This window comes from Bacteriovorax sp. Seq25_V, from assembly GCF_000447795.1.
Lineage (GTDB): Bacteria > Bdellovibrionota > Bacteriovoracia > Bacteriovoracales > Bacteriovoracaceae > Halobacteriovorax_A.
The window spans coordinates 1-20,864 of the sequence record NZ_AUNI01000014.1 but is presented as its reverse complement, the minus strand read 5'-3'; the positions used below and the strand labels follow the sequence as shown (position 1 = coordinate 20,864).

The 20,864-nt window shown below is 36.3% G+C and carries 20 protein-coding genes; 13 read left to right on the top strand and 7 right to left on the bottom strand.

Annotated elements, in window-relative coordinates; translation table 11 throughout:
• The first annotated feature begins 138 nt into the window (after positions 1 to 138).
• Together M900_RS06305 and M900_RS06300 are read left to right on the top strand one after the other, a co-directional pair.
• Positions 139 to 1,611 carry a bacteriohemerythrin gene (locus M900_RS06305; RefSeq protein ID WP_034731743.1) on the top strand — a complete coding sequence of 491 codons (1,473 nt, stop codon included), beginning with the start codon at positions 139 to 141 and terminating at the stop codon, positions 1,609 to 1,611.
• Positions 1,612 to 1,653: 42 nt separating this feature from the next.
• Positions 1,654 to 1,950, top strand: a complete 297-nt coding sequence (locus tag M900_RS06300) for a hypothetical protein (RefSeq protein ID WP_021274061.1) — start codon at positions 1,654 to 1,656, stop codon at positions 1,948 to 1,950.
• On the opposite strand, the gene M900_RS06295 is transcribed toward M900_RS06300, so the two are convergent.
• From M900_RS06295 to M900_RS06285, 3 genes are read right to left on the bottom strand one after another with little or no spacing between them, the layout of a single operon-like run.
• The gene (locus M900_RS06295) at positions 1,931 to 2,392 is read right to left on the bottom strand and encodes an EVE domain-containing protein (RefSeq protein ID WP_021274102.1); all 462 of its coding nucleotides are present in this window, start codon (positions 2,390 to 2,392) and stop codon (positions 1,931 to 1,933) included. The genes M900_RS06300 and M900_RS06295 overlap by 20 nt on opposite strands.
• Before the next feature lie 3 nt (positions 2,393 to 2,395).
• Entirely contained in the window at positions 2,396 to 3,271 is an 876-nt protein-coding gene (speE, locus tag M900_RS06290) for a polyamine aminopropyltransferase (RefSeq protein ID WP_021274258.1), read from the bottom strand.
• 14 nt (positions 3,272 to 3,285) lie between these two features.
• The gene (locus M900_RS06285; protein WP_021274204.1) at positions 3,286 to 4,215 is read right to left on the bottom strand and encodes an adenosylmethionine decarboxylase; all 930 of its coding nucleotides are present in this window, start codon (positions 4,213 to 4,215) and stop codon (positions 3,286 to 3,288) included.
• A 448-nt stretch (positions 4,216 to 4,663) separates the two neighbouring features.
• On the opposite strand from M900_RS06285, the gene M900_RS06280 reads away from it, so the two are divergent.
• Complete coding sequence (locus M900_RS06280) at positions 4,664 to 6,622, top strand: sigma 54-interacting transcriptional regulator (protein WP_198295958.1); 1,959 nt, start codon at positions 4,664 to 4,666, stop codon at positions 6,620 to 6,622.
• Between the two features lie 23 nt (positions 6,623 to 6,645).
• Here M900_RS06280 and M900_RS06275 read toward each other — a convergent pair whose 3' ends face one another.
• Positions 6,646 to 7,962 (bottom strand): SpoIID/LytB domain-containing protein, encoded by a 1,317-nt coding sequence (locus M900_RS06275; protein WP_021274266.1) that lies wholly within the window; start codon positions 7,960 to 7,962, stop codon positions 6,646 to 6,648.
• A 173-nt stretch (positions 7,963 to 8,135) separates the two neighbouring features.
• On the opposite strand from M900_RS06275, the gene cdaA reads away from it, so the two are divergent.
• From cdaA to M900_RS06240, 7 genes are all read left to right on the top strand, one after another.
• On the top strand, positions 8,136 to 8,939 hold the full coding sequence (gene cdaA / locus M900_RS06270) for a diadenylate cyclase CdaA (protein ID WP_021274157.1): 804 nt from the start codon (positions 8,136 to 8,138) through the stop codon (positions 8,937 to 8,939).
• Positions 8,936 to 9,853 carry a YbbR-like domain-containing protein gene (locus M900_RS06265; RefSeq protein ID WP_021274223.1) on the top strand — a complete coding sequence of 306 codons (918 nt, stop codon included), beginning with the start codon at positions 8,936 to 8,938 and terminating at the stop codon, positions 9,851 to 9,853. The genes cdaA and M900_RS06265 overlap by 4 nt, the downstream gene beginning before the upstream one ends.
• Positions 9,854 to 9,881: 28 nt before the next feature.
• Positions 9,882 to 11,246, top strand: coding sequence for a phosphoglucosamine mutase (glmM, locus tag M900_RS06260; RefSeq protein ID WP_021274141.1), 1,365 nt, complete (start codon positions 9,882 to 9,884; stop codon positions 11,244 to 11,246).
• Between the two features lie 6 nt (positions 11,247 to 11,252).
• Positions 11,253 to 12,002 (top strand): pyridoxine 5'-phosphate synthase, encoded by a 750-nt coding sequence (locus M900_RS06255; protein ID WP_021274056.1) that lies wholly within the window; start codon positions 11,253 to 11,255, stop codon positions 12,000 to 12,002.
• 84 nt (positions 12,003 to 12,086) lie between these two features.
• Entirely contained in the window at positions 12,087 to 12,548 is a 462-nt protein-coding gene (gene tsaE / locus M900_RS17040; RefSeq protein ID WP_021274066.1) for a tRNA (adenosine(37)-N6)-threonylcarbamoyltransferase complex ATPase subunit type 1 TsaE, read from the top strand.
• A 328-nt stretch (positions 12,549 to 12,876) separates the two neighbouring features.
• Positions 12,877 to 13,431 (top strand): Rrf2 family transcriptional regulator, encoded by a 555-nt coding sequence (locus M900_RS06245; protein WP_021274219.1) that lies wholly within the window; start codon positions 12,877 to 12,879, stop codon positions 13,429 to 13,431.
• Positions 13,415 to 14,581, top strand: a complete 1,167-nt coding sequence (locus M900_RS06240) for a cysteine desulfurase family protein (protein ID WP_021274296.1) — start codon at positions 13,415 to 13,417, stop codon at positions 14,579 to 14,581. The genes M900_RS06245 and M900_RS06240 overlap by 17 nt, the downstream gene beginning before the upstream one ends.
• A gap of 462 nt (positions 14,582 to 15,043) precedes the next feature.
• Here M900_RS06240 and M900_RS17035 read toward each other — a convergent pair whose 3' ends face one another.
• The 3 genes from M900_RS17035 to M900_RS06225 all read right to left on the bottom strand — a co-directional run bounded on the left by M900_RS17035 (position 15,044) and on the right by M900_RS06225 (position 17,831).
• The gene (locus tag M900_RS17035) at positions 15,044 to 15,790 is read right to left on the bottom strand and encodes an ankyrin repeat domain-containing protein (RefSeq protein WP_021274043.1); all 747 of its coding nucleotides are present in this window, start codon (positions 15,788 to 15,790) and stop codon (positions 15,044 to 15,046) included.
• Positions 15,791 to 15,807: 17 nt separating this feature from the next.
• Positions 15,808 to 17,121 (bottom strand): D-alanyl-D-alanine carboxypeptidase, encoded by a 1,314-nt coding sequence (locus M900_RS06230; RefSeq protein ID WP_034731739.1) that lies wholly within the window; start codon positions 17,119 to 17,121, stop codon positions 15,808 to 15,810.
• 74 nt (positions 17,122 to 17,195) lie between these two features.
• Positions 17,196 to 17,831, bottom strand: a complete 636-nt coding sequence (locus tag M900_RS06225) for a MarC family protein (RefSeq protein ID WP_021274100.1) — start codon at positions 17,829 to 17,831, stop codon at positions 17,196 to 17,198.
• A 118-nt stretch (positions 17,832 to 17,949) separates the two neighbouring features.
• On the opposite strand from M900_RS06225, the gene M900_RS06220 reads away from it, so the two are divergent.
• The 3 genes from M900_RS06220 to M900_RS17680 form a co-directional block, all read left to right on the top strand.
• Positions 17,950 to 19,551: an alpha/beta fold hydrolase gene (locus M900_RS06220; RefSeq protein WP_052600785.1), complete on the top strand. Its 1,602-nt coding sequence runs from the start codon at positions 17,950 to 17,952 to the stop codon at positions 19,549 to 19,551.
• A gap of 115 nt (positions 19,552 to 19,666) precedes the next feature.
• A complete protein-coding gene (locus M900_RS06215; RefSeq protein WP_021274217.1) occupies positions 19,667 to 20,605 on the top strand; it encodes a hypothetical protein in 939 nt (312 codons plus the stop codon).
• Between the two features lie 69 nt (positions 20,606 to 20,674).
• The coding region (locus M900_RS17680) for a hypothetical protein (RefSeq protein WP_021274133.1) at positions 20,675 to 20,864 on the top strand (190 nt) is incomplete at its 3' end.

Sequence of the window (20,864 nt, the reverse complement as noted above, 5' to 3'; positions counted from 1 at the left end):
TCTTAAGACTCCTTTTTTTTTCAGGTATTTAAAATATTAAGATTCTTTAATGATTATTATCATGTCTCTAAATGGCTACAATTATTTGACAAAAATCCGAACTGGCTTGAGAATTTATAAAATGCTCAGGAGATCATGATGAAAGTCATATTAACTTTATTGACATGTAACATTGTTTATAATTTTCTATATCATCGCGATAATTTTTTTACACTTGGTTTTAGTGTCCTTTTGTTGGCCATTATTGCAGTTATTCAAATTCTTGATTACCGAAAAAGTAAGAAGGTCTCTTCCCATCTTGCAAATCTAAAAATGAAAATTGACTCTCTATCAGGTGTCTCTGATCAAATTTCCTCTACAAGTAGCAACCTTTCTGAAGGGGCGATTGAGCAGGCTGAGCAACTTCATCAAACAGTTTCAGCGATGGATCAGATCAATGCAACACTGAGAGTTAATCGTGACTTCACTGATGAGTCATTGAGAGAGACAACTTCTTGTCTTGAGAAAGTGCGTGCGGGTCAGAAAGTAATGTCTGAACTTGGCGGAGCATTCTCTGTTATTAAAGATGGTAATAATGAATTTGAAGTTTCAATGAGTGAAAATACAAAAGAGTTTGATCAAATTAAAAACGTAATCTCTGAAATTTCTGAAAAAACAAAAATTATTAATGATATCGTTTTTCAAACGAAACTTCTTTCATTCAACGCATCTGTTGAGGCGGCTCGTGCAGGTGAGCACGGTAAAGGTTTTGCTGTTGTTGCTGAAGAGGTCGGAAACCTTGCTAATATGTCAGGGGAAGCGGCGAAAGAGATTTCGGCAATCCTTGAGTCAGGTCTAACGACAGTTAATAGAATTGTTGATGATACAACTAACAAAGTACATACACTTATTGAAATGGCTTCCCGTAATATTGAAGTAGGAAGCCAAAGTGTTGAAGAGAGCATGAGAACTTTCAATGAGATCGCAAGTACTGTGGATATTGTTTCAGCAAAGATTGGAGAAATATCAAGATCAACTTCTGAGCAAGCGATCGGTGTTGAGCAAATTTCAAAAGCCATTTATCTACTAGAGCAAAATAATCAAAGAACAACTCTTGTGGCAAAACAGGCTTATCAAATTGCTTCCTCATTAAATGATGAGTTTAAAGAACTTGATGAGTCTTTTGAATCAACTTATGAAGAAGTCACTTCTGGTCAGAAGGTAACGCAAGTTTTAGCTGACTTTAAGTGGGATGATAAATTCCTTATCGGTATTGATAAAGTTGATGAAGAGCACCAGGAGTTGATTGAAAAGATTAATTACCTTGTTCTCTCTCTTAATGATGACGACAGAAGCGAGACAATGGAAAGGTTTGAATCATTAAAGAACTTTACTGTGTTTCATTTTTCGGAAGAAGAGGAGTTTATGAGAAGTATTAATTACCCAGATTATGCTGCTCATAAGAAGATTCATGAAAATATGCTCGCAAAATTTGGGGAATATGAAGGGCAGTTAAAATCTAATACTCTTGATAAGAAGAAGTTTGTAGCCTTCCTTAAAAACTGGCTCGTAAGTCATATCCTTGGGGTTGACACTCAATACGCTAAACATTCAAAACTACAAAGCGCTTAATATTTGATTGCTAGTCTCCGATAAGTACCTCGGAGACTAGTTATGGATTTAGCAAACTTAGATTTAGATGGTGGTTCATCATCAAGTTCAGAAGAAAATTTACAAGGTGATTTCGGTGGTGATCATCAACCGGAGATGGTTGAAGCGCCTCTTCATAATAAGACGGAAGATCTTCATTTATACTTCGAACAGAGTTTTAAAAATCGTGTTGGGACCACTGGGATTTTTATCCTTGCGACTTTTGCTATCGCTATCGTGATGACGACAGCTCTTCTTATGTTTTCCTATACGGGGCCGGGGCGAGAATTCTTGCAGGGGCTTAAGATCTTAATTTACTAAGCTCTTCAAATTCTTTTTTTGAGATCGGCATAATTGAAAGTCTGTTTCCTTTACGAGTAAGGATGAGATTTTCGAATTTCGGATTTTCCTTAATTTCTTTTAATGTAATGACGTCTGTAAATTTCTCTACAAATTGAACATCTACCATGTACCAAATTGGATTTTCTTGAGTTGCTTTTGGATCGTAATAATCGCTTGTCTTGTCTTGTGCGGTATGGTCTGGGTAGGCTGCTTTCACAACCTTTGCAACTCCTGCTATCCCAGGCACTTTGCAGCTTGAGTGGTGAAAGAGGATGAGGTCACCAACTTTGACCTCGTCTCTCAAAAAATTTCTCGCTTGGTAATTTCTAACACCATTCCAGGGCTCTTTTTGCCCTGGACGTGATTTTAGATCATCAATCGAAAAAGTGTCTGGCTCTGACTTAAAAATCCAGTAGTTCATTTTTTAGAAAAGAGTCTCTGGATTTTGGATCAGACCTTTTAGGTGCTTACGGTGAAATGATGGAATCATGAAAGCACTCGTATGTAGGCCCTTATTGTAGTAGTTAAATTCTAGCTTGCTAGCATCAACTCTTGAAGCGTCAAAATCTTTGATTGGCTCAAGACCTTTTGAAGCAAAAGTAAATGACCAGTAACCACCTGGATAAGATAGGTTAGAGAAGTTATAGATGAAAACTTTTGGAAAGATTCCATTAAGAACTTCAAGCATACTCTTTTGTACATCAGCATTAAAAAATGGTGATTCTCCCTGAGAAACAACAATTCCATTTTCACTTAGACAGCTATAGATATCATTATAAAACTCTGGACCAAATAGTGGAGCCGCAGGACCGATTGGGTCTGTTGAGTCTACGATAATAACGTCAAATTTTTCTGTTGTTTCTTTAGCGTACTTAACTCCGTCTCCAACAATTAGTTCGAGCTTTTCGTGACCTTTGAGAACTTCAGAAGTTTGTGGAATATGCTCGATACATGCATCAATTACACATTTATCAATTTCAACCATGACACATTTTTCAACAGCTGCGTGTCTTAAAACTTCACGTGCTGTACCACCATCTCCACCACCGATAACAAGTACCTTTTTTGGGTTAGGGTGAACAAATAGTGGAACGTGAGTGATCATGTCGTGATAAACAAATTCATCTCTCTCTGTGATCATTACCAGGCCGTCGTTAAGAAGCATTTTACCATGCCCCTTTGTTTCAACAACGTCTACTGTTTGAAATTCACTCTTTTGAGAATAAAGTACTTTTTCAACTTTAAATCTCATTCCGTATATATCTTCAAAAACTTCTTCTACCCATAAATTACTGTGCATAAAATATCCTTCGTTTATAAAATTGTATATGGAGCTAATAGTCCTTCTCTTTTCTTGTAGAAGTGAGAGAAGTACATTGTGTATCCACAAGACAGGTGACTCTGTGCTTGTGTTTTTAATTCATAAAGACCAGGAGTTGTTTTTCCACAACCTGCATTCTCAGGTCTAAATTCGATAAAGTCGTAAGCTCCTGGTTCAAAAGCTTCAATGATTTTATCAATATGATCTTTAAGGTTGATATCAGTTTCAAAACTCACGTAAGAACTTTCTTCCTGTGGAGTAATGTGGATCGTAAAGTACTCTTGATCTTTAATTGCGTTTAATGAATAACCATATGGTTTGAAAACAAAATCATCAATTTGAAATCCTGGAAGAATTTCATCGAGTTTTAAAAATGATCTAATTTCTTCCTTTGTTACATTCTCTTTCATTAAGATATCTCTCGCTTTTGGAGAGATTTCATAAAGTAGTAATTCAAATGTTCTATCGTCTGCATCTGGGCAGTAAGAGTTTCTTAGATGGTAGACGAAGTTATGATGATCATCCATATTTCCCATTCTAAATGCATGACCTTCAAAACTTTCTTCTAAAATTTTGATGTCATCGAAGAATGTTGTAGGTTGAAGATATGAGAAGTATTCATTCTTTCTTTGAAAAATAAGTTGCTTAATATTTAGCTTTCCAAGTTCATTGATGAAGAAGTTGATTGCATCAATGAGAGTTGTCTGTCCACAAGTGATAATGAGTATTCTATCTTGGTAAACAAAGAGACTTGATTCTGAAAGTAGGAATGCTTTTATGTATTCATTCTCAATTGATGAAAGAATTGTTGCGTTTGCTTTAGCAACAAGTTTTGTCCAGAGGGAATTATCAAGTTCAAGAAGGTTTAGTTTCTCTTTATCAATAATAATCTCGGCCTTCTTTTCAGAACCCTCAAAAATCATGGTTTACTCCAATTTAAATGTTAATTTTGTAATATGTATTTAATGCCAAAAACTATGAGTCTTGTCTATGATTTTTCCTTATTTGCTAATATAACCCGTGGAAAGTAGTAAGATTTTCACGTTCAATAGCTTTCATTTATCAGTAACGACTAAAGGAGTGCTGACCTGAGGTTACTGATTGAGTCAAAATTTATCTTTCTGTTATAACCTAAATCCGCTTGTAGGGTTATTCACCTCTGTAAATGAGTCTTATTTCTAAAGAAGGGGACCAGAAATATCTAAATTTACGTCACAGATTTTTCATCAAATGATTTAACCCTATTTCAGGCTAGTTTAATCTTGAGCAGTTCACTCTGTGCCATCAAAAGTTGGCGAGAAGCTAAAGTTTTTAGTTCTGCTGACCGATAAATCTTTTGAAATGAAGCGCTTTGTCGTGAAAGGAGCCAATATGCTTGCAAGTTTTTCAGAATTCAAATTTTATCAGTCGTTCAGAATACCTGTTGAAGAGGCCGATAATTTAAGGTTTCTAGTACAGCAAGAAGATGATTTAGGTAATCTAACATATATAGAAGACGCTAAACTCGTTGACATATCTGTTACAGGTTTTGGATTTTCTACAAAAGATAGAATATCAGTAGGGACTGAGTTATCGATTTCTTTACAATTTAAAAAGTATCACCTTGATCTTTCAGGATCTGTCGTTCGTGCATTTACTAATAGTCTTGATGATGAAGAGATTATTTATGGTGTCGAGATTGAGACAGAAGATAAAATTAAAAAGTTTCTTGAAGCTTACGTGATGTCATTTTCAAATGATCGCCTTAAGGACTGTTTAATCGATTCAGCTCTTAAAGAAAGATATACAAAGGCCAGCGATGGTTTTGAAATGTTCTCTCTACTTTTGTCTCTTTTTAAAGATATTACTCATTTTGGAGATAAAGATGGATTCCTCGATTCAATGCTTGAGGAAGTTGTAAGAATTCTTAATGCTCAAAGAGCAAGTATTTTCCTTATTAATCCAGATACAAATGAACTTGAAGCGATTGCAGCTCTTGGTGTTGATAAGAGTTCACTAAAATTTGATTATCGTTTGGGGATTGCCGGATCTGTTTTTACAACAGGTGTTGCTCTAAATATTGACACAAATAATGATAAGTCGCGTTTTAATAATCAATTTGACGAAGTTCTCGATTTTAAAACGAAGTCGATTGTCTGTCATCCAATTCATAATCGTGAAGATAAAATCATCGGTGTAATTGAGATTATTAATAAGAGAAATCAAGATCGATTTACGATTGAAGATGAAAAAACAATGAAGGTTTTGGCCCTTGTGTTCTCATCTGTATTTCATAACTACAATCCAGTAAGTGATAAGTCACAGATTAGAAGATTTTCTGCTCCATATGATAGAAAGTTTGCTCTAATTGGAAAAACACCTCATGTTGGTTCACTTAGAAATTCAATTTTGAAGCTTAAAGATATTGCAGACCCGACTCTTATTTATGGAGAGAGAGGTGTTGGAAAGAGTCTTTATGCGACAATTCTTCACCATGAAGGACGTCGTGGACTGAATGAGATTAGAACAATTGATTGTGGAACAAAAGATCTTGATACTTTGAGTAAAGAGCTATTTGGTCCAAATGAAGTTGACTGTGTCTTTGCTACTACTCGAGGAGGAACGGTTGTTCTTCATGAAGTTGGAAAACTTGATGTTCAAATGCAAAATAAGTTATTGCATATTTTAAAAAATAAAGGTCTTGATGGAGGCCGAGTTTCTTTTGACTCAAAAATTATCGCGACGACATCTATGGATCTTGGCGAGATGGTTGAAGCAGGAACTTTTAATAAAGAGTTACATGAGTACTTATCAACTTCTTATGTGTCAATTGAGTCACTTAGAAGAAGAGCTGATGATATTGAACATCTTGTAGAATACTTCTTAAAGAGTGAATGTAAGAAACAAGGTTTACTACTTAAGAGCTTTTCTCCAAAAGCTATGGAGAAATTAACTCAGTATGACTGGCCAGGAAATATTGCAGAGCTTAGAAAATGTGTAGAGAAAGCAGTTCTTTACAATCCAAAGGCACATATCATTACTGAAGTTGCATTTGAAAATGATGCGATTCCGCTAATTGATGTTGCTCAGAAGCAGAGAATGTTTGGCGCGATTCCATATGTTTCAGACTTTAGTATTCCTCTAAAAGAAAGATTAGCTCTTGTTGAAAGAGAGATGATTTTAGCGGAAATAAAGCGTAATAATGGAAATAAGTCAAAAGCAGCGAAAGAGATGGGGATTTCTCGAGAGGCCCTAAGAAAGAAACTTCTAATTTCAAATGATGTTCTAGACCAAATCGAAGGTCCAACAGACCAAGATTTAGATTTTGATTCAGATAAAAAAGCAGCATAAAAAAAGGGCCATTAATTTGGCCCTTAAATTTTTGTAATCTCAATATTATGATAATAGTGTTTAATGATATCATCATACTTGTAGTCAAAATACTTTGACATCATATAAGCTCCCCATTGAGACATTCCCACATGGTGACCCCAGCCATAACCTTTAATTGTTACTTCTGTTGGCGTTTCATCTTCAAAGTAGTAGTGATAACCTTTGAAATTCGACCATCCTAGCGCTGCTCTAAAATCACGGAAATAAATCTCTTCTCTATTGTCGCCTTGGATTAGTTCAAAATCACGTGCAGAATCAAAGTTTACATTCGTTGTTAGGATGTTAAATGAAAGTTCACCGTTGATATCAAAGTTTTTAAATCTTTGTGCTGTGTCTGCTCTTTCTTTTAGTTTTTTGATGATCTCTGACTTTTTCCAAACCATTCTCGACTCAACAATCCACTGTGATGATTTAGATAGGTTTTCTCTTAGGTGATCTCTTGTAAAAACCTCTGTTGAAATATCACAATATGGAGCCTCGTTTGAACCAAAGATATTTTTTGCACTATCTGTATATCCACCAGAATAAGAATGAAAGAACGCGACAATGACTTCACCGTTATAAGTGATAACTTCACCGGCAGTATCGTTTACAGCCTTATCTGTTGATGGCTTTCTATGATTAATACCAGTGTAGACTTGGTATCTTGCAGTGTCGTCGACATCCCAGTCCTTATTCGTTTTCGTGTTAAGAAGGTGGTAAAGAGCATAGCTTCTGGCCGCAAGGGCCTGTGCTTTTAGTGATTCAATTGGCCAGCTCGCAGAACTTTCACTTGGAACAACACCTAAGAGATAGTTTTCCATATCAATCGTATTAACGATATAAAGTCCACTTTCGTTAATTCCAACTTTAAACTTTCCATAGTATGAGTTCGATTTTGTCTCGTTACCAAGACGTTCGATAAGAATTGGTCTTTTCGCTGTAAACGTAATAGGTGAGTTGAAGCTAATCTTCTTTTTTCCAACAGTCGCATAAATTGTTTTATTTTTAAAAGTTATTGTTGCATCAGTTATTTTCTGACTAATCTTGTTGTCTGTGATAATAACACTATCAGGTGACTTAATTTTAAAAGTTGTAGCATTATCTGGAACTCCATGGCGCCAGTCATTTTTCAAAGTATGTGGGAAGATTAATACCCTTATATTTTTTAATGCCTGCGTGTCTTCTGGGATTGGAAGTGTTCCTCTCTCAAAATTTGGAGGTATGCTTGAAGATGAGTTTTGTAGGAATACTTCATCATTAGCAAATAGGGTTGAACTTAAAAGGCCTAAGAGTGTCAGTAGTAATAATTTTTTCATAAATATTATTCTACTGGATTACTGGGTTGTGTGAATTGGGCGATTTTTTCTTGATGTTCTAGGTCGGTTAAAATAGGTTTTGAGTCACTAGGCATGATATTTCAGCATTATATAAAGACGCACGTTGTGTCATAATTGACTGAACATACTTAAAAAAGAATAGGTGTATATATATGAATCTCATTACGGTTCTATCTAATCAAATTACTTTCAAGGATTTCATTGATATTTCAATTGTAGCCTTGATGATTTATCAAGTTTTAAAAATCGTTCAAGGAACGAGAGCTGTTCAGATCTTAACGGGGATGGTTTTTCTCTCGATACTATTTGCCATCGGAGTAAGCTATAACCTTTATACTTTGAACTGGATTCTTGATCATTTCTTCGATTACTTCTTTATTATTTTTATTATTCTTTTCCAGGATCAAATTCGAGCAGCTCTTGCCAATGTTGGAACGGGGAGGAAGATGTTTCAATTCTTTGATCGCTCTCCAATTGATTTTGATATCGAAGAGATCATTCGTGTTTGTAGTGTTCTAAGCAAAGAACGCACTGGTGCACTTATTGTTCTCGAAAAGAAAAATGGACTTGAAAATTATGTCGATACAGGAACTCGTCTTGATTCTAAAATCCACAGTGATTTAATCTATGCTATCTTCCAACCGAAATCTCCTCTGCACGATGGTGCGATTATCATTAGAGATAATATGCTTGTTGCTGCGGGATGCTTTCTTCCGCTTTCGAAGAATGTTGACATCGATCGTCACTATGGGACACGTCACCGTGCGGCCCTTGGGATCACTGAATTATCTGATGCTGTTGTTATCACGGTAAGTGAGGAGACAGGAAGAATTAGTACTTGCAGTGAAGGTTTCTTCACTCAGTGTTCAAGTGAGAATGAGCTTAGAAAGAAATTAACACAACTTCTAGGAAACTCAATTTCTAAAGAAAAAATGCAGGTAGTGAGTAAATTATGATTTTTGATAAGAGAAATAAATTTTTAGAGGGACATATCCTCAAAGTACTAAGCTTTATAACTGCATCTTTTTTGTGGTTCTATGTTGTTAACTCAGAACCAATTCAGTTAAAGCGCTCTTTTAAGATTAATATTGTCTCTCCTGTTGGAGTTGGTGTTGATCAGATGTCATCGTCAAAGGTTGAGGTGACTCTAAAAGGCGCACGTGCCTTTTTAAAAGAATTTAGAGAAAATGATAATGAGATCACAATTGATTTATCTAAGAGAAAAGTAAATATCGAGAAGCCTTTAACTTATTCAATTTCAGAGCACGACTTTATCCTTCCTTTCGGTGTCGATATCGTTGAATTTGCCCCAGAGATGATTCAGTTAGGCTTTGATCGCGTGATTAAGAAGAAAATTCCAGTTAAAAGTCAGTTTCAAACAAATCTTGCAGATGAGCTACAGCTTGTTGACAGTACTCTTGCTCCGGCAACAGTGATGGTTGAGGGTCCTCGTAGTATAATGAAAGGTTTTGGAATCACTAAGACTCGTGGCATTGATCTCGCTTCACTTTCAGGTAACGGAGAGTTAGATGTGGAGCTAGTTGAACCACCTGATTTTATCACCTACCTTGAAAAGCCTAATTTTAAGTTCATTTACAATATAAAACCAAAGAGTGCGAATCTAACCCTTAAAAAGATAGAGATTAAGTTTGTGACATCTCATCAAAGATTCAAAGCGTCAAAAACAATGGTTTCCCTCGATGTTCTAGCCCCTGAGGGAAGAGTTCTAACAGCTGGAGATATCAAGGTTTTTGCTGAAATTCCGGATGGTAAAAAAGGGAAATTTGATGTAAGACTAAGGGCCGAGTTACCTGAGGGAATACACTTACTAAATATAAACCCGCCAGTGATATCAGTTAACGTTTTTTAATTCGTTCAAAATTATTAAAGAGGAATATATGTCAGAAAGAAAATTATTTGGAACAGATGGAATTAGAGGGAAAGCAAATATATACCCAATGACTTCTGAAGTTGCAACAGCACTTGGACGTGCCGTTACTTACTATTTTCAAAAGAAAAACCAAAATAACAAAACACCACTTGTTATAGTTGGGAAAGATACAAGACTTAGTTGCTACATGCTTGAACAGGCATTTGCCTCAGGTGTTTGTTCTCAAGGTGGACGTGTTATTTTCACGGGACCGCTTCCAACTCCAGGTGTAGCTTTTGTAACTAAGAGTATGAGAGCTGATGCAGGAGTGATGATTTCTGCTTCTCATAATTCATTTGACGATAATGGAATCAAAATTTTTGATGCTGACGGATTTAAACTTCCTGATGAAGTAGAACTTATTCTTGAAGATCTTATTTTAAATCCGGATAAGATGCCAATCAAAGTTGGTGGAGATATTGGTCGTGCAAAACGTCTTGAAGGTGTTGAGGGACGTTATATCGTTCACGTGAAGACTGCACTAGATGATGAGTATGATCTTGCGGGAATGAGAATTGTTGTCGATTGCGCTAACGGCGCAAGTTACAAAGTCGCTCCAATGGTTCTTTCTGAACTTGGAGCCGAGGTATTCTCTCTTGGAGTTAATCCAAATGGAAAGAATATCAACCTCAATTGTGGAAGCTTACATCCAGATATGGCAAAGAGTGAGGTGTTAAAACTTAGAGCTGATCTTGGTATTTGTCTTGATGGTGATGCTGATAGAGTTCAGATTATTGATAAGAATGGAACTCTCATTGATGGTGATAAGCTGATTGGGATTTTCGCAAAACTTATGCTTGCCTCTGGAGAACTTAAAAAAGGTGACACAGTTGTTGGTACAGTGATGTCAAATATTGGTCTTGAAATTTACCTGAAGTCACTTGGGCTTAAATTTCATCGAACAAGCGTTGGTGATCGTTACATCATGGAATATATGCAAGAAAGTAATGCAAAACTTGGAGGAGAACCTTCAGGTCATATTATCTTCTTTGACTACGCAACGACTGGGGATGGAACTCTTGGCGCACTAAAAGCAGTTGAGGCCATGAAATATTTTGGCAAGTCGATGGAGGAGCTCTCGGAAGAAATCGAACTTTTCCCACAAGTCCTAAAAAATATTACAGTTAAAGATAAGGTTGCTTTTGAAGCAATTGCTCCTTTACAAGATGCACTCAAAGCAGCCGAAGCTAAGCTCAAGGATCGTGGAAGAATTATCATTCGTTACTCAGGAACAGAGCCTTTAGCGAGAGTTATGGTGGAAGGTGACAATATCAAGCTTGTTAATGAAATTTGTAATGAGTTAGTTGCAATTATTAAAAAAGAAATAGGATAGAAAATAATGATAAGTAAATTAGGTGTAAATATTGATCACGTCGCAACTCTAAGACAACAAAGAGATGAGGGATATCCAAGTCTTGTGGACGCTGCTGATGCAACATTAAGAGCTGGGGCGAATCAAATTACCATTCACTTAAGGGAAGATAGAAGACATATTCAAGATACCGATGTTCAGGCCGTACTTCTTGTAACAAGAAAGTTTGGTGTTCCACTCAATCTTGAAATGGGATGTTCTCGTGAGATTGCAGAAATTGCTGTTGCGAGTTCTCCTGAGTGGATCTGTCTTGTTCCAGAAAAAAGAGAAGAGAAAACGACTGAAGGTGGACTCGATCTAAGTGATGCTAATCTTTCGAAGGTAAAAGAAACGATGGAATATTTAAAAGAGAATATTCCGGGTGTAAAGATATCATTATTTGTAGAAGCATCTGAAGAAACAATGAAGCGTTCTCTTGAACTAAAAGCTGATGCAGTTGAGATCCACACAGGTCAATATGCAAAGGCCTTCTTAGAAGGTGAAGATATTGCTGAATACCTTGAGAAGTTTAAGTCGGCTTATGATCTTGTAAAAGATTCTTCTATGCTTTTTCACGCTGGTCATGGCCTAACTCTTGAGAGTGTTGTTCCACTACTAGAGCTTAAAATTTTTAGAGAATACAATATTGGACATTGGATTATTGCTCAATCAATCTTTGAGGGAATTGATTCAGTAACAAAGAAATTCTTAGACCTATTCTCAAAGTATCCAATGTAAAATGTTTAGAAAATTATTTGCCTGCTATGATAAATTTTGTTCTTCGACGAAAATAGAAAAAAGAAATTTTTTAGAGGAGATACAATGAGTCTTGAACTGTCAGATGTTCGCTCTTGGAAAAAAGTTTACGAAAACGATCTTGATAATATTATTATTGAATTAAAAGAAGCCGTTAAAACACCGTCTGTGATTGTACTCGAAGGTGTAGTGGGCGCAGGTAAAACAACTTTTACAAAAAAATTTATTGATCAAAAATCATCTACGACTTCTCCTTCATATTCAATCATTAACGAAGTTGATAATATTGTTCATGCAGATTTTTATCGTCTCGAAAATCGTGATGAAATCATTCATTTAGAAATTCCTCTTTATCTTGAAGGAAAAGATTTTTTTCTTATTGAATGGGGAAGAGAATATTTAAATGATTTGGTTCGCGAAGTAGGAGAAGGTTTTAATTTTTATCTCTTAGAAATAACGATGAATGAATTAAAAAGTGCAGAAGAATTTCCATCGCGAAACTTCTTTTTTAAGCAGATTAAAATATAGCGATTCAAGTGAGCAAATTTAGCCGAGTAAAAAACTTTGCTCAAGAATCTTGAAGATATTTTGATACTTATAACCTCTTGTTATTATTCATTTTTAGTGCCCTCAAGGGTCATATCAGGCCTATAAAATTTATTTTTTTATTATTTGATTAAATCATGTTGACTTACACCGTTTAACCTTGTCATACTATTATTCGAAGAAGGTTGATAACTGATTGTTAGCCTTCACTGGACTGGGTGAGCAAGGAACGCGAAACCCAAGAAGCACACACTTGCTTAAAATTGTTTGAATCAGAAAACTTTACATTTGGATTTATGGAGGAAGGCCAATGAGACTTACATCTAAAGGACGTTACGCAGTTAGAGCAATGCTCGATCTTACAACTCACTCAAACGGAAACCCAGTTCGTTTACAGGAAATTTCTGAAAGACAGAACATTTCACTACATTACTTAGAGCAACTTTTTAGAAAGCTAAGAAATGGTCAAGCAGTTAAATCTGTAAGAGGACCAGGTGGTGGTTATGTTTTATCTAGAAACATGGATGAAATCACTGTAAAAGACATTCTTGATTGTGTTGGAGAAAACATTAATCCTGCAAAGGATATTGTTGGAACAGAAGCTGAAGCTGCAAACACAGTTGAATTTCACCTATCAAAGAATTACTTTCAAAACCTTGGTTTTATCATGAGAGATTATCTTGCGACAACTTCTCTTGGTGACCTAGTTAGAAAATCTTCTGAAGTACAAGGTGATGTTGAAAGAATTAATGCTGAAAAAGCACAACAACAAGCAAACAATGCTGCAACTACTGCTACTACAGATGGTGGAATGAGCGCATTTGCTTCAGGAATTAGAACAAGCATTGGTGAAATTAATCAATAATAGAATCTATCTTGATTATAACGCAACAGCTCCTTTAGCTAAATCAGTCACTGACTGGTTTGCTTCAGGGGCTTTACCTTTTGGTAATCCTAGTTCAATTCATTCGTCTGGAAAATTATCAAAACGTCTTATCAATGAGACGACTGATTATCTTAAAAGAACTTTTAATCTCCCGTACTTTGAAATTTTTTATCACTCTGGTGCAACAGAGGCGATTAACGACGTTATTAAAGGGTTTTGTTTTTATTCTTTAGCAAAGAAAGAAAACTTTCATGTCGTTGCGTTTGCGACTGATCACTCTTGTGTTGTAAACCAGAAAGAGCATATTGAATTGCTTGGTGGAAAATTTCACACAATGAACGTCGATCGTAATGGTATGTACGATCTGAATTCAGTGATTGAGTATATTAAGAAATTAGATGGTGATGTTCTTTTGAATTTCACGCATGTTAATAATGAGACCGGTGTTATTTGGCCAATTGCTGATGCAACAAAAATAAAGAATGAAACAAATTGTTTTGTTCACGTCGATGCCGTTCAACTTATTGGTAAAACAGATTCATCGCTTCACCTTGATAGTGAAATTGATTTCTATACTTTCTCTGGCCATAAGTTTGGTGCGATGAAGGGAGTTGGTTTTTCTTTTGCCAAAGAAAGACTCATCCATTGGTGCGCTCTCATTCGTGGTGGTGGCCAACAGGCCGGAATGAGATCTGGAACAGAAAATGTTCATGGAATTTATTCCTTAAAGCTTGCTTTAGTAGAGCTTCTGGCTAATTTCAAACCACAAGAATTAAAAGATGCGCGAGATTTTGTTGAAAATTCTTTAACTCAGAATTTTAAAGAACGAATTACAATAACGGCCGCAGATGCAGATTTTAGAAATCTCAATACTATTTACCTCGTCGTTCATGGTGCTAAGACGGATATTTTAATTACTGCCTTTGATATGGCACAGATTGATCTTTCATCTGGTTCTGCTTGTTCTTCTGGTGCAGTTAAGCCAAGTCGAGTTCTTTTGGCCATGGGTTACTCTGAAGAAGAAGCAAAGTCTTCAATTAGAATTTCTTTTCCTTATAGTTTTTCAATGGAAGAGGCGCAAACCCTTTCTCCCAAATTAAATTCGATTCTTTCTCGTTTTCTCAAATAAACTGCTTTAGTTAAATGGGGATAGAAAGCTCGAAAACTCAATAATTACTTAGCAGTAAATCCTATTTTTTTGTGCAGTTGAAATATTTAGCGGCTAAAGATCTATTATAACGAAGGTAAGTCCCAATGTTATCCCCATTTATCTGGAGCAGTTTGTTCTCGGTACAATTTAGCCAAAAATGAATCAATGACGCAATGCGTGGTGCTGACAGATAACGTTAATTCTCTTTTGTCCCCAATCTTAGATGTCACATTGGCCCTATTTGTTACTTTTCTAGTCAAGTTTTTTGGCACGCCTCTTGCTTATATATAAGTAACAACAGGTTGGTCCTGGCCTTGATGAAAATTGCAAATGTCTTCATCCCACCTTTAACCAACCCCTATAAAGGTATCAGAATTGGTGCTTTCAAAATCCTCAATTTCACATCTTCATTACAGTTTTTTTAACATCAAGGCCCAATTTTTATTTTAAAATTGAGATGATCTCATCAAACTTATAGAGATAGGCGTAATCAATCGCTTTCATCTTCTTTTTATTTTGTACGCTCTTGTCTGCATTGTTTTCAATAAGTATTCGAACAACTTCTGTGTGTCCCTCTCTGCTTGCGTAGAGAAGTGCTGTCATGCCTGTGTTGTCGATATCGTTGACTCGAGCACCTTTTGCGAGAAGTAGTCTGATGAGTTCTGTGTTGCCTTCCATGGCCGCGTCCATGAGAAGTGTGAATTTTGCTCTGTTAAATTCCACATTCGGATCGGCACCTTTATTGAGAAGATTTTTCACAAAGTTTATGTCGCCTCCCGAGCTTGCAAGAACGAGTGCGGTTGCTCCAAAATTATTTTTATATTCGAGATCTTTGAAGTGATCGAGGTATTTTTCAAAAAGGTCATCTCGATTCGCTTCAATCGCAAGCATGAGAATATTCATCCCTTCTTTTGGCGAGATGTAGTCGATGCCTGAGCGCTTGATGAGTTCGTCGAGATATTCACTGTCACTATCTACATTTTTATTTTCTTGGTTTGTTTTGAAGTCATATGAGAGAGGACGATTTTCTATTGGAAGCATTTTAGATTTAATTCTCTCAATATTCTCTGGTGAGATAGAAAGTATTTTTTTATTTTTTGGTTTGAGGTAGAAATTTTGAAAGCTGTAAATTGCAAATGCGATAGTAATGATAAGAAATAATATTTTTAATAGGGAGAGTTTTTTCATCTCCCTATTATACTAAATTATTTCAGTGGAGCGCTAGCCGGAAAGAAGAATTCTTTTTTGTATTCAAACTTCTTTGGTCCACCATAGTTGTCTAGGAGTTCACTGACCATCATGTTTTGTACAATTTTGGCATTTCCTTTCCAGCCTGCCATTTGATGGAACATACCAAAGAAGAGATCACCTTGTTCCGCACTAACTTTTCCAAGAAGAGTGGAAGTGTGTTTGAGCGTTCCTGTTTTGGCAACAATTGATCGTGCTAGTCTTGGTGTATTTAAACGTGTTTTAAACGTTCCACCATCAACTCCAGGGACTGCTACAACTTCCTGCATTTCTCTTGTAATTGAATCGAGCTTCTCATCAAGAACTTTCATCAGCTCAACCATAATGGCACATGTGGCATAGTTATCAACTCGCTGGCCATTTCTCGTTGTATTCAGGCCCGAGCCTGTATAGAAAGCGAAGTTATCTTCTTTCTTATCAAACTCTTCTCTGAGTGATTTATAATCACCAAACTTATCGGCCACCAATTTTTCGATATATTTTTTATACTCTTTTTCTCCACCGATTTTATCAAACACCTGATCAGCGATGTAGTTGTTGGAGTCGATATTCATGATCTTCAAATACTTTGCAATTATTGGAGAAATCATTTCATAAGTTTTAAGATTCTCTTCTTTCAAAGGATTCTTATCAACGTGAGAAATTGAATCTACGCTCAGTTGAATGTCTTCGAGTGAAGTTCTTATTTGCAGTTCATCGATGACCTCTTGTGGTGTTTCTGTGATGAACTTTTCATAGGCCGTTTTTAAGAGGTTCCACTCACTAACAGTGAAGTAGTCTTTTAAAGATTTTGTCGTTAATTCGATACTTGGTCTTTTCTCGGAGTGAGCAATATCTTCAACCATTGAAAAGACCTTGAATTCTTTATCAAATGTAAGATTCTTAATCTTCGTGATCCCAAGGTTATTTAATTGCGAGATGAGAAAGAATAATTTTCTCTTACTCATAACAGGATCGTTATCACCTTTGATGTGTAGGTTTTCACCGTCATAATAGAAGCTTGTTGTATATTCGTAATCAAGGCCTAGTTTCTCAATGGCCATTAAAGTCGTAATTAATTTTGAAGTCGAGGCAAGCCTTACTCGGCGGTGGGGATTTGGGCCTAGAATGTCTCCATTTGGGGCCGAATAGCAAAACCCATGGTACTTAGGAGTCATATTAAACTCCGCCATCTTGGTATTCCATGCTTTGGTTACAGCATCGGTTTCAATAGCATAACTACTTGATAATATTGCAAGTGCCACTGTCGATTTCAATAAGCAATTTTTCATATACGTCCCTCGAACTCTCGAATTTGAGGGGTTGTATCACATGAAAGTACCGTTGTCGACGCGGTGTGTAAAAATTATGAATTAAGCAATGGAATCATTTTCTTGAGGCCACCAACCATCATTTCTACACTCATGGCAAGAAGGATAAGACCCATGATTCGAGTCATGACGTTAACGCCGAGATCGCCAAGTCTTTCTCTGATTTTATCAGCATTGATAAGAACAAAGTAGACACATGTGGAGAGTACGGCCATCAGGGCAATGCCTGCAATCCATTCAAAAGTCGAGTGGAAGTTCTTTGAGTAGATAATGGAAGTTGAAATAGTTCCTGGGCCTGATAGGAGAGGGATCGCGAGGGGAACGATACCAATTTCGCGAAGTGAGCTCTCTGTGATCTCTTGAGTGTTCATCTTGGCCTCAACGTTTTTGGCCTGGATCATACTTAGGGCCATAGTGAAGAGAAGAACGCCACCGCCAACGGTAAATGATGGGATGGAGATACCAAAGAATTTTAAGATATCACTTCCTAGGAGTAGGGATACAGTAATGGTAATGAAGACTGCAATGGAGCAGGCCCGTGTCATACTCTTTCGTTGAGGACGAGAGAGGTCTTCGGTCATGGAGATATAAACTGGTATGGCACCAATTGGGTTAAGAATTGAAAGCATTGCTATAAAGAATTGTCCGACTATTCCGTAATCGATGTCCATTATTTATCCTATTTTTATATACTTATCCTATTTTAACATGAATTCTTTTTCTGACAAAGACAAACATGTGTTTGACACAATCCTAATACAACGAGAACCTAAAAAGATGAAAATATTTATGTTGCTATTAGTTTTTACCTTATCGGCTAAGGCCAATATTTGTTTGGATGTTAAAGTTCCAGATAGTGAGTTCTACACATTTCAAAATGACATTAAAATCAAAACTCATGATGGTTTCGTCCTAAGCGCAAATCTTTTGGTGCCAAAGGTTAATGCTAAAGAGAAGAATGGAAATAAGTTTCCAACAATTATTTTTGGGAATAGCTGGCTGCTTGATGAGCATGAGTATTTACGACAGGCGACGCGTTTAGCGAAGGAAGGTTACCAGGTTTTAAGTTACTCTCTTCGTGGTTGGGGATGTTCTGAAGGTGAGATTGATATTATTGGTCCAAGTGACACGTCAGACTTTAAGTTGGTTGTTGATTGGTTAAGAGATCATACTTCGGTTGATATGAAGAGAATTGGGCTATCTGGAATTTCTTATGGTGGGGGGTTGTCTTTAATGATGGCCGCAAAAGAGCCGAGGATTAAAACAGTGGTGGCCATGAGCGCGTGGGGGTCATTACTTGATGCTCTTTATGCCAATGAAACACCTCGAAAGTTTTGGGGAGATTTCTTAATTATCTCTGGTAAGTATTTGGGGAACGCTCCTCAGTATGTGAAAGAATATTTTGACAAGCTTAGTGAGACTTCTGATGAGAAAGAGATCGCGCATATTATAAAATGGGCGAAGGAGAGAAGTCCTGTTGAATTTATTGACGAGGTCAATAAGAGAAAAGTTCCCGTGATGATTGCTAATAATTTTGGCGATAATCTTTTTACTCCAAATAATGTTCTTTCGTATTTTAAAAAACTAAAAGGCCCTAAGAAATTAATTCTTGCTCAAGGAACTCATGCGACGACAGAGCTTGGTGGGTTATTCTTTGAGAAGAATATTCATTTTAATTTTGCCAAGATTTGGTTTGATTATTGGCTCAAAGGAATTGATCATCCTTTTATTCATGATAAGGATATGTTTATAGAATCTGACTTGAAAAAGGAACGCAACATTGTTTCTTCTAAGAGGTTTGATCGCTTTAAGAAACCACTTTATCTTAATGAGAGGGGAGTGCTTGGAGCAGGTAAATTACTTGGGACTTATCCGGTATTAAAAGAAAGTGATGAGTACTTTTCTTATTTTGATTCCTTTGCGGGCAGTGGGATTCCATTTATTTCTGATCTTATTGATGGGAATTTTAGTGTTCCAAAATTTGAGTATATCCCGCGATTATTTCGTCGTCATGCTCTTGTGTTTGAGGGAAAGAGGCTTTCTGAAACTTTGTTGGTGCAAGGAAATGTTGAAGTTAGTTTGAAGGTTAAATCAACTGATGAGAATATTCATCTTATTGGTTATCTCTATGATGTCGGGCCACGAAATATTGCGAAGCTAATTACACACGGGGTAGTAACAAAAAGGTCAGTTATTCCTTTTCAAAATTATATTTTAAAATTTGATCTGAATACAACTTCTTACAAGGTCGATCGAGATCACAGTCTGGTCTTTGTCATTGATTCTTCAGATATCCTTTATAATAGCTATCAGTCTCCACTTTCAAAAATTATTGTAGAATATGGTAAAGAGACTTCCTTAAAGGTTCCTTGGGTGAGAGCGCTTTATTAATTCGATTAAGAAAACTTAATTAAGTCAGCTACTGACCTATTCCGATAAATTCCTTAATCCTATTGATTCAGTCGAGCATTTAAAGCTTTGCAAATATTCCCAAAGGGATAAGTTCATGAATAAATTTTTATTACTATTGATATTTTCAATTTCAACTTTTGCAAAAACAAATATCCCTCTCAACAATGATGGAGCCTCGATGTATTTTTCTAAAAACGAGATGGAGGACGGTTCCAGATGGGTGCTTTCCCTTTCTTACCTCGATGGTAATGGCGTTCTTAATATCCCCTCGATTAAATTTTATGAACAGAAAGATTTAAAGGGTAAAGTCATTGGAGAAATTAAGAATGGTGAATATTTTATCAATGGAGTGAAGAAGTGCTATGTGGCAGAAATATTTAAAGGCTTCTCGGTCTTGGTGGATTTTAAGAATCTCGGAGATAAGGATACTGGAGAAACGAGTTTGGCGACAAATGCTAAGATTTGTGATTCATTTCCGATCTTGCGTGATCCTGTGGGAGGGGCAGATGCCCATTATTTAGAAATGAGAATAAATGTAGAAGGAGACATTGGAAGTTTTAGATATAAGAAACAAAGACTCTTTTTTGATGTTAAGCCATTTTTATCTCAAGCAGGAAAAATAGAAAAAGACACTGAAACAATTTTAAAAGAGAATTTATCAGATGAAGAGATGATAGCTCTGAATAAATTCTTAGTTGAATTTAGAGATTTTTTAAAGACGGCAACGCTTGAGCAGTTGTATGAAAAAGTTCTGCGTGGGCGTGATAGAAAAGACTCACTTCTTCATACGTTGTTGTTTACATTTAAAACAAAAGAACTGTTTATGAAAGGAATAAAAAATAAGGAAAAGTTTGTTCGAGATGTTTTGAAAAGAAGTTATATCGGTTATATGTCTATGGAAATGCAACGGATTGATGTGTCGAGGTATGGAAGATTTTTTACGGTAGAGTCGAGTAAGGTTGCTCTGAGTTTTGAGTATTTTTCTGGTCAGTGGCATCTTAGTCAATTAATTGCTCTATCTTACTTACGATAGGTGGCATCTTCTTTTTTGGGGAGGAGAATTAAGCAAGATTGATTTCTCTTTTTGTTAATGGGATAGATTATGAATAAATTTTTGTTACTACTGATGTTTTCAATTTCGATTTTTGCGAAGACGGATATCCCACTTAATAATGATGGGGCCTCGAAGTATTTTTCTAAAGATGAGATGGAGGATGGCTCAAGATGGGTGCTCTCCTTTGCTCATCTTGAAGGAGATGGTGCACTTAGTATCCCCTCGATTAAATTTTATG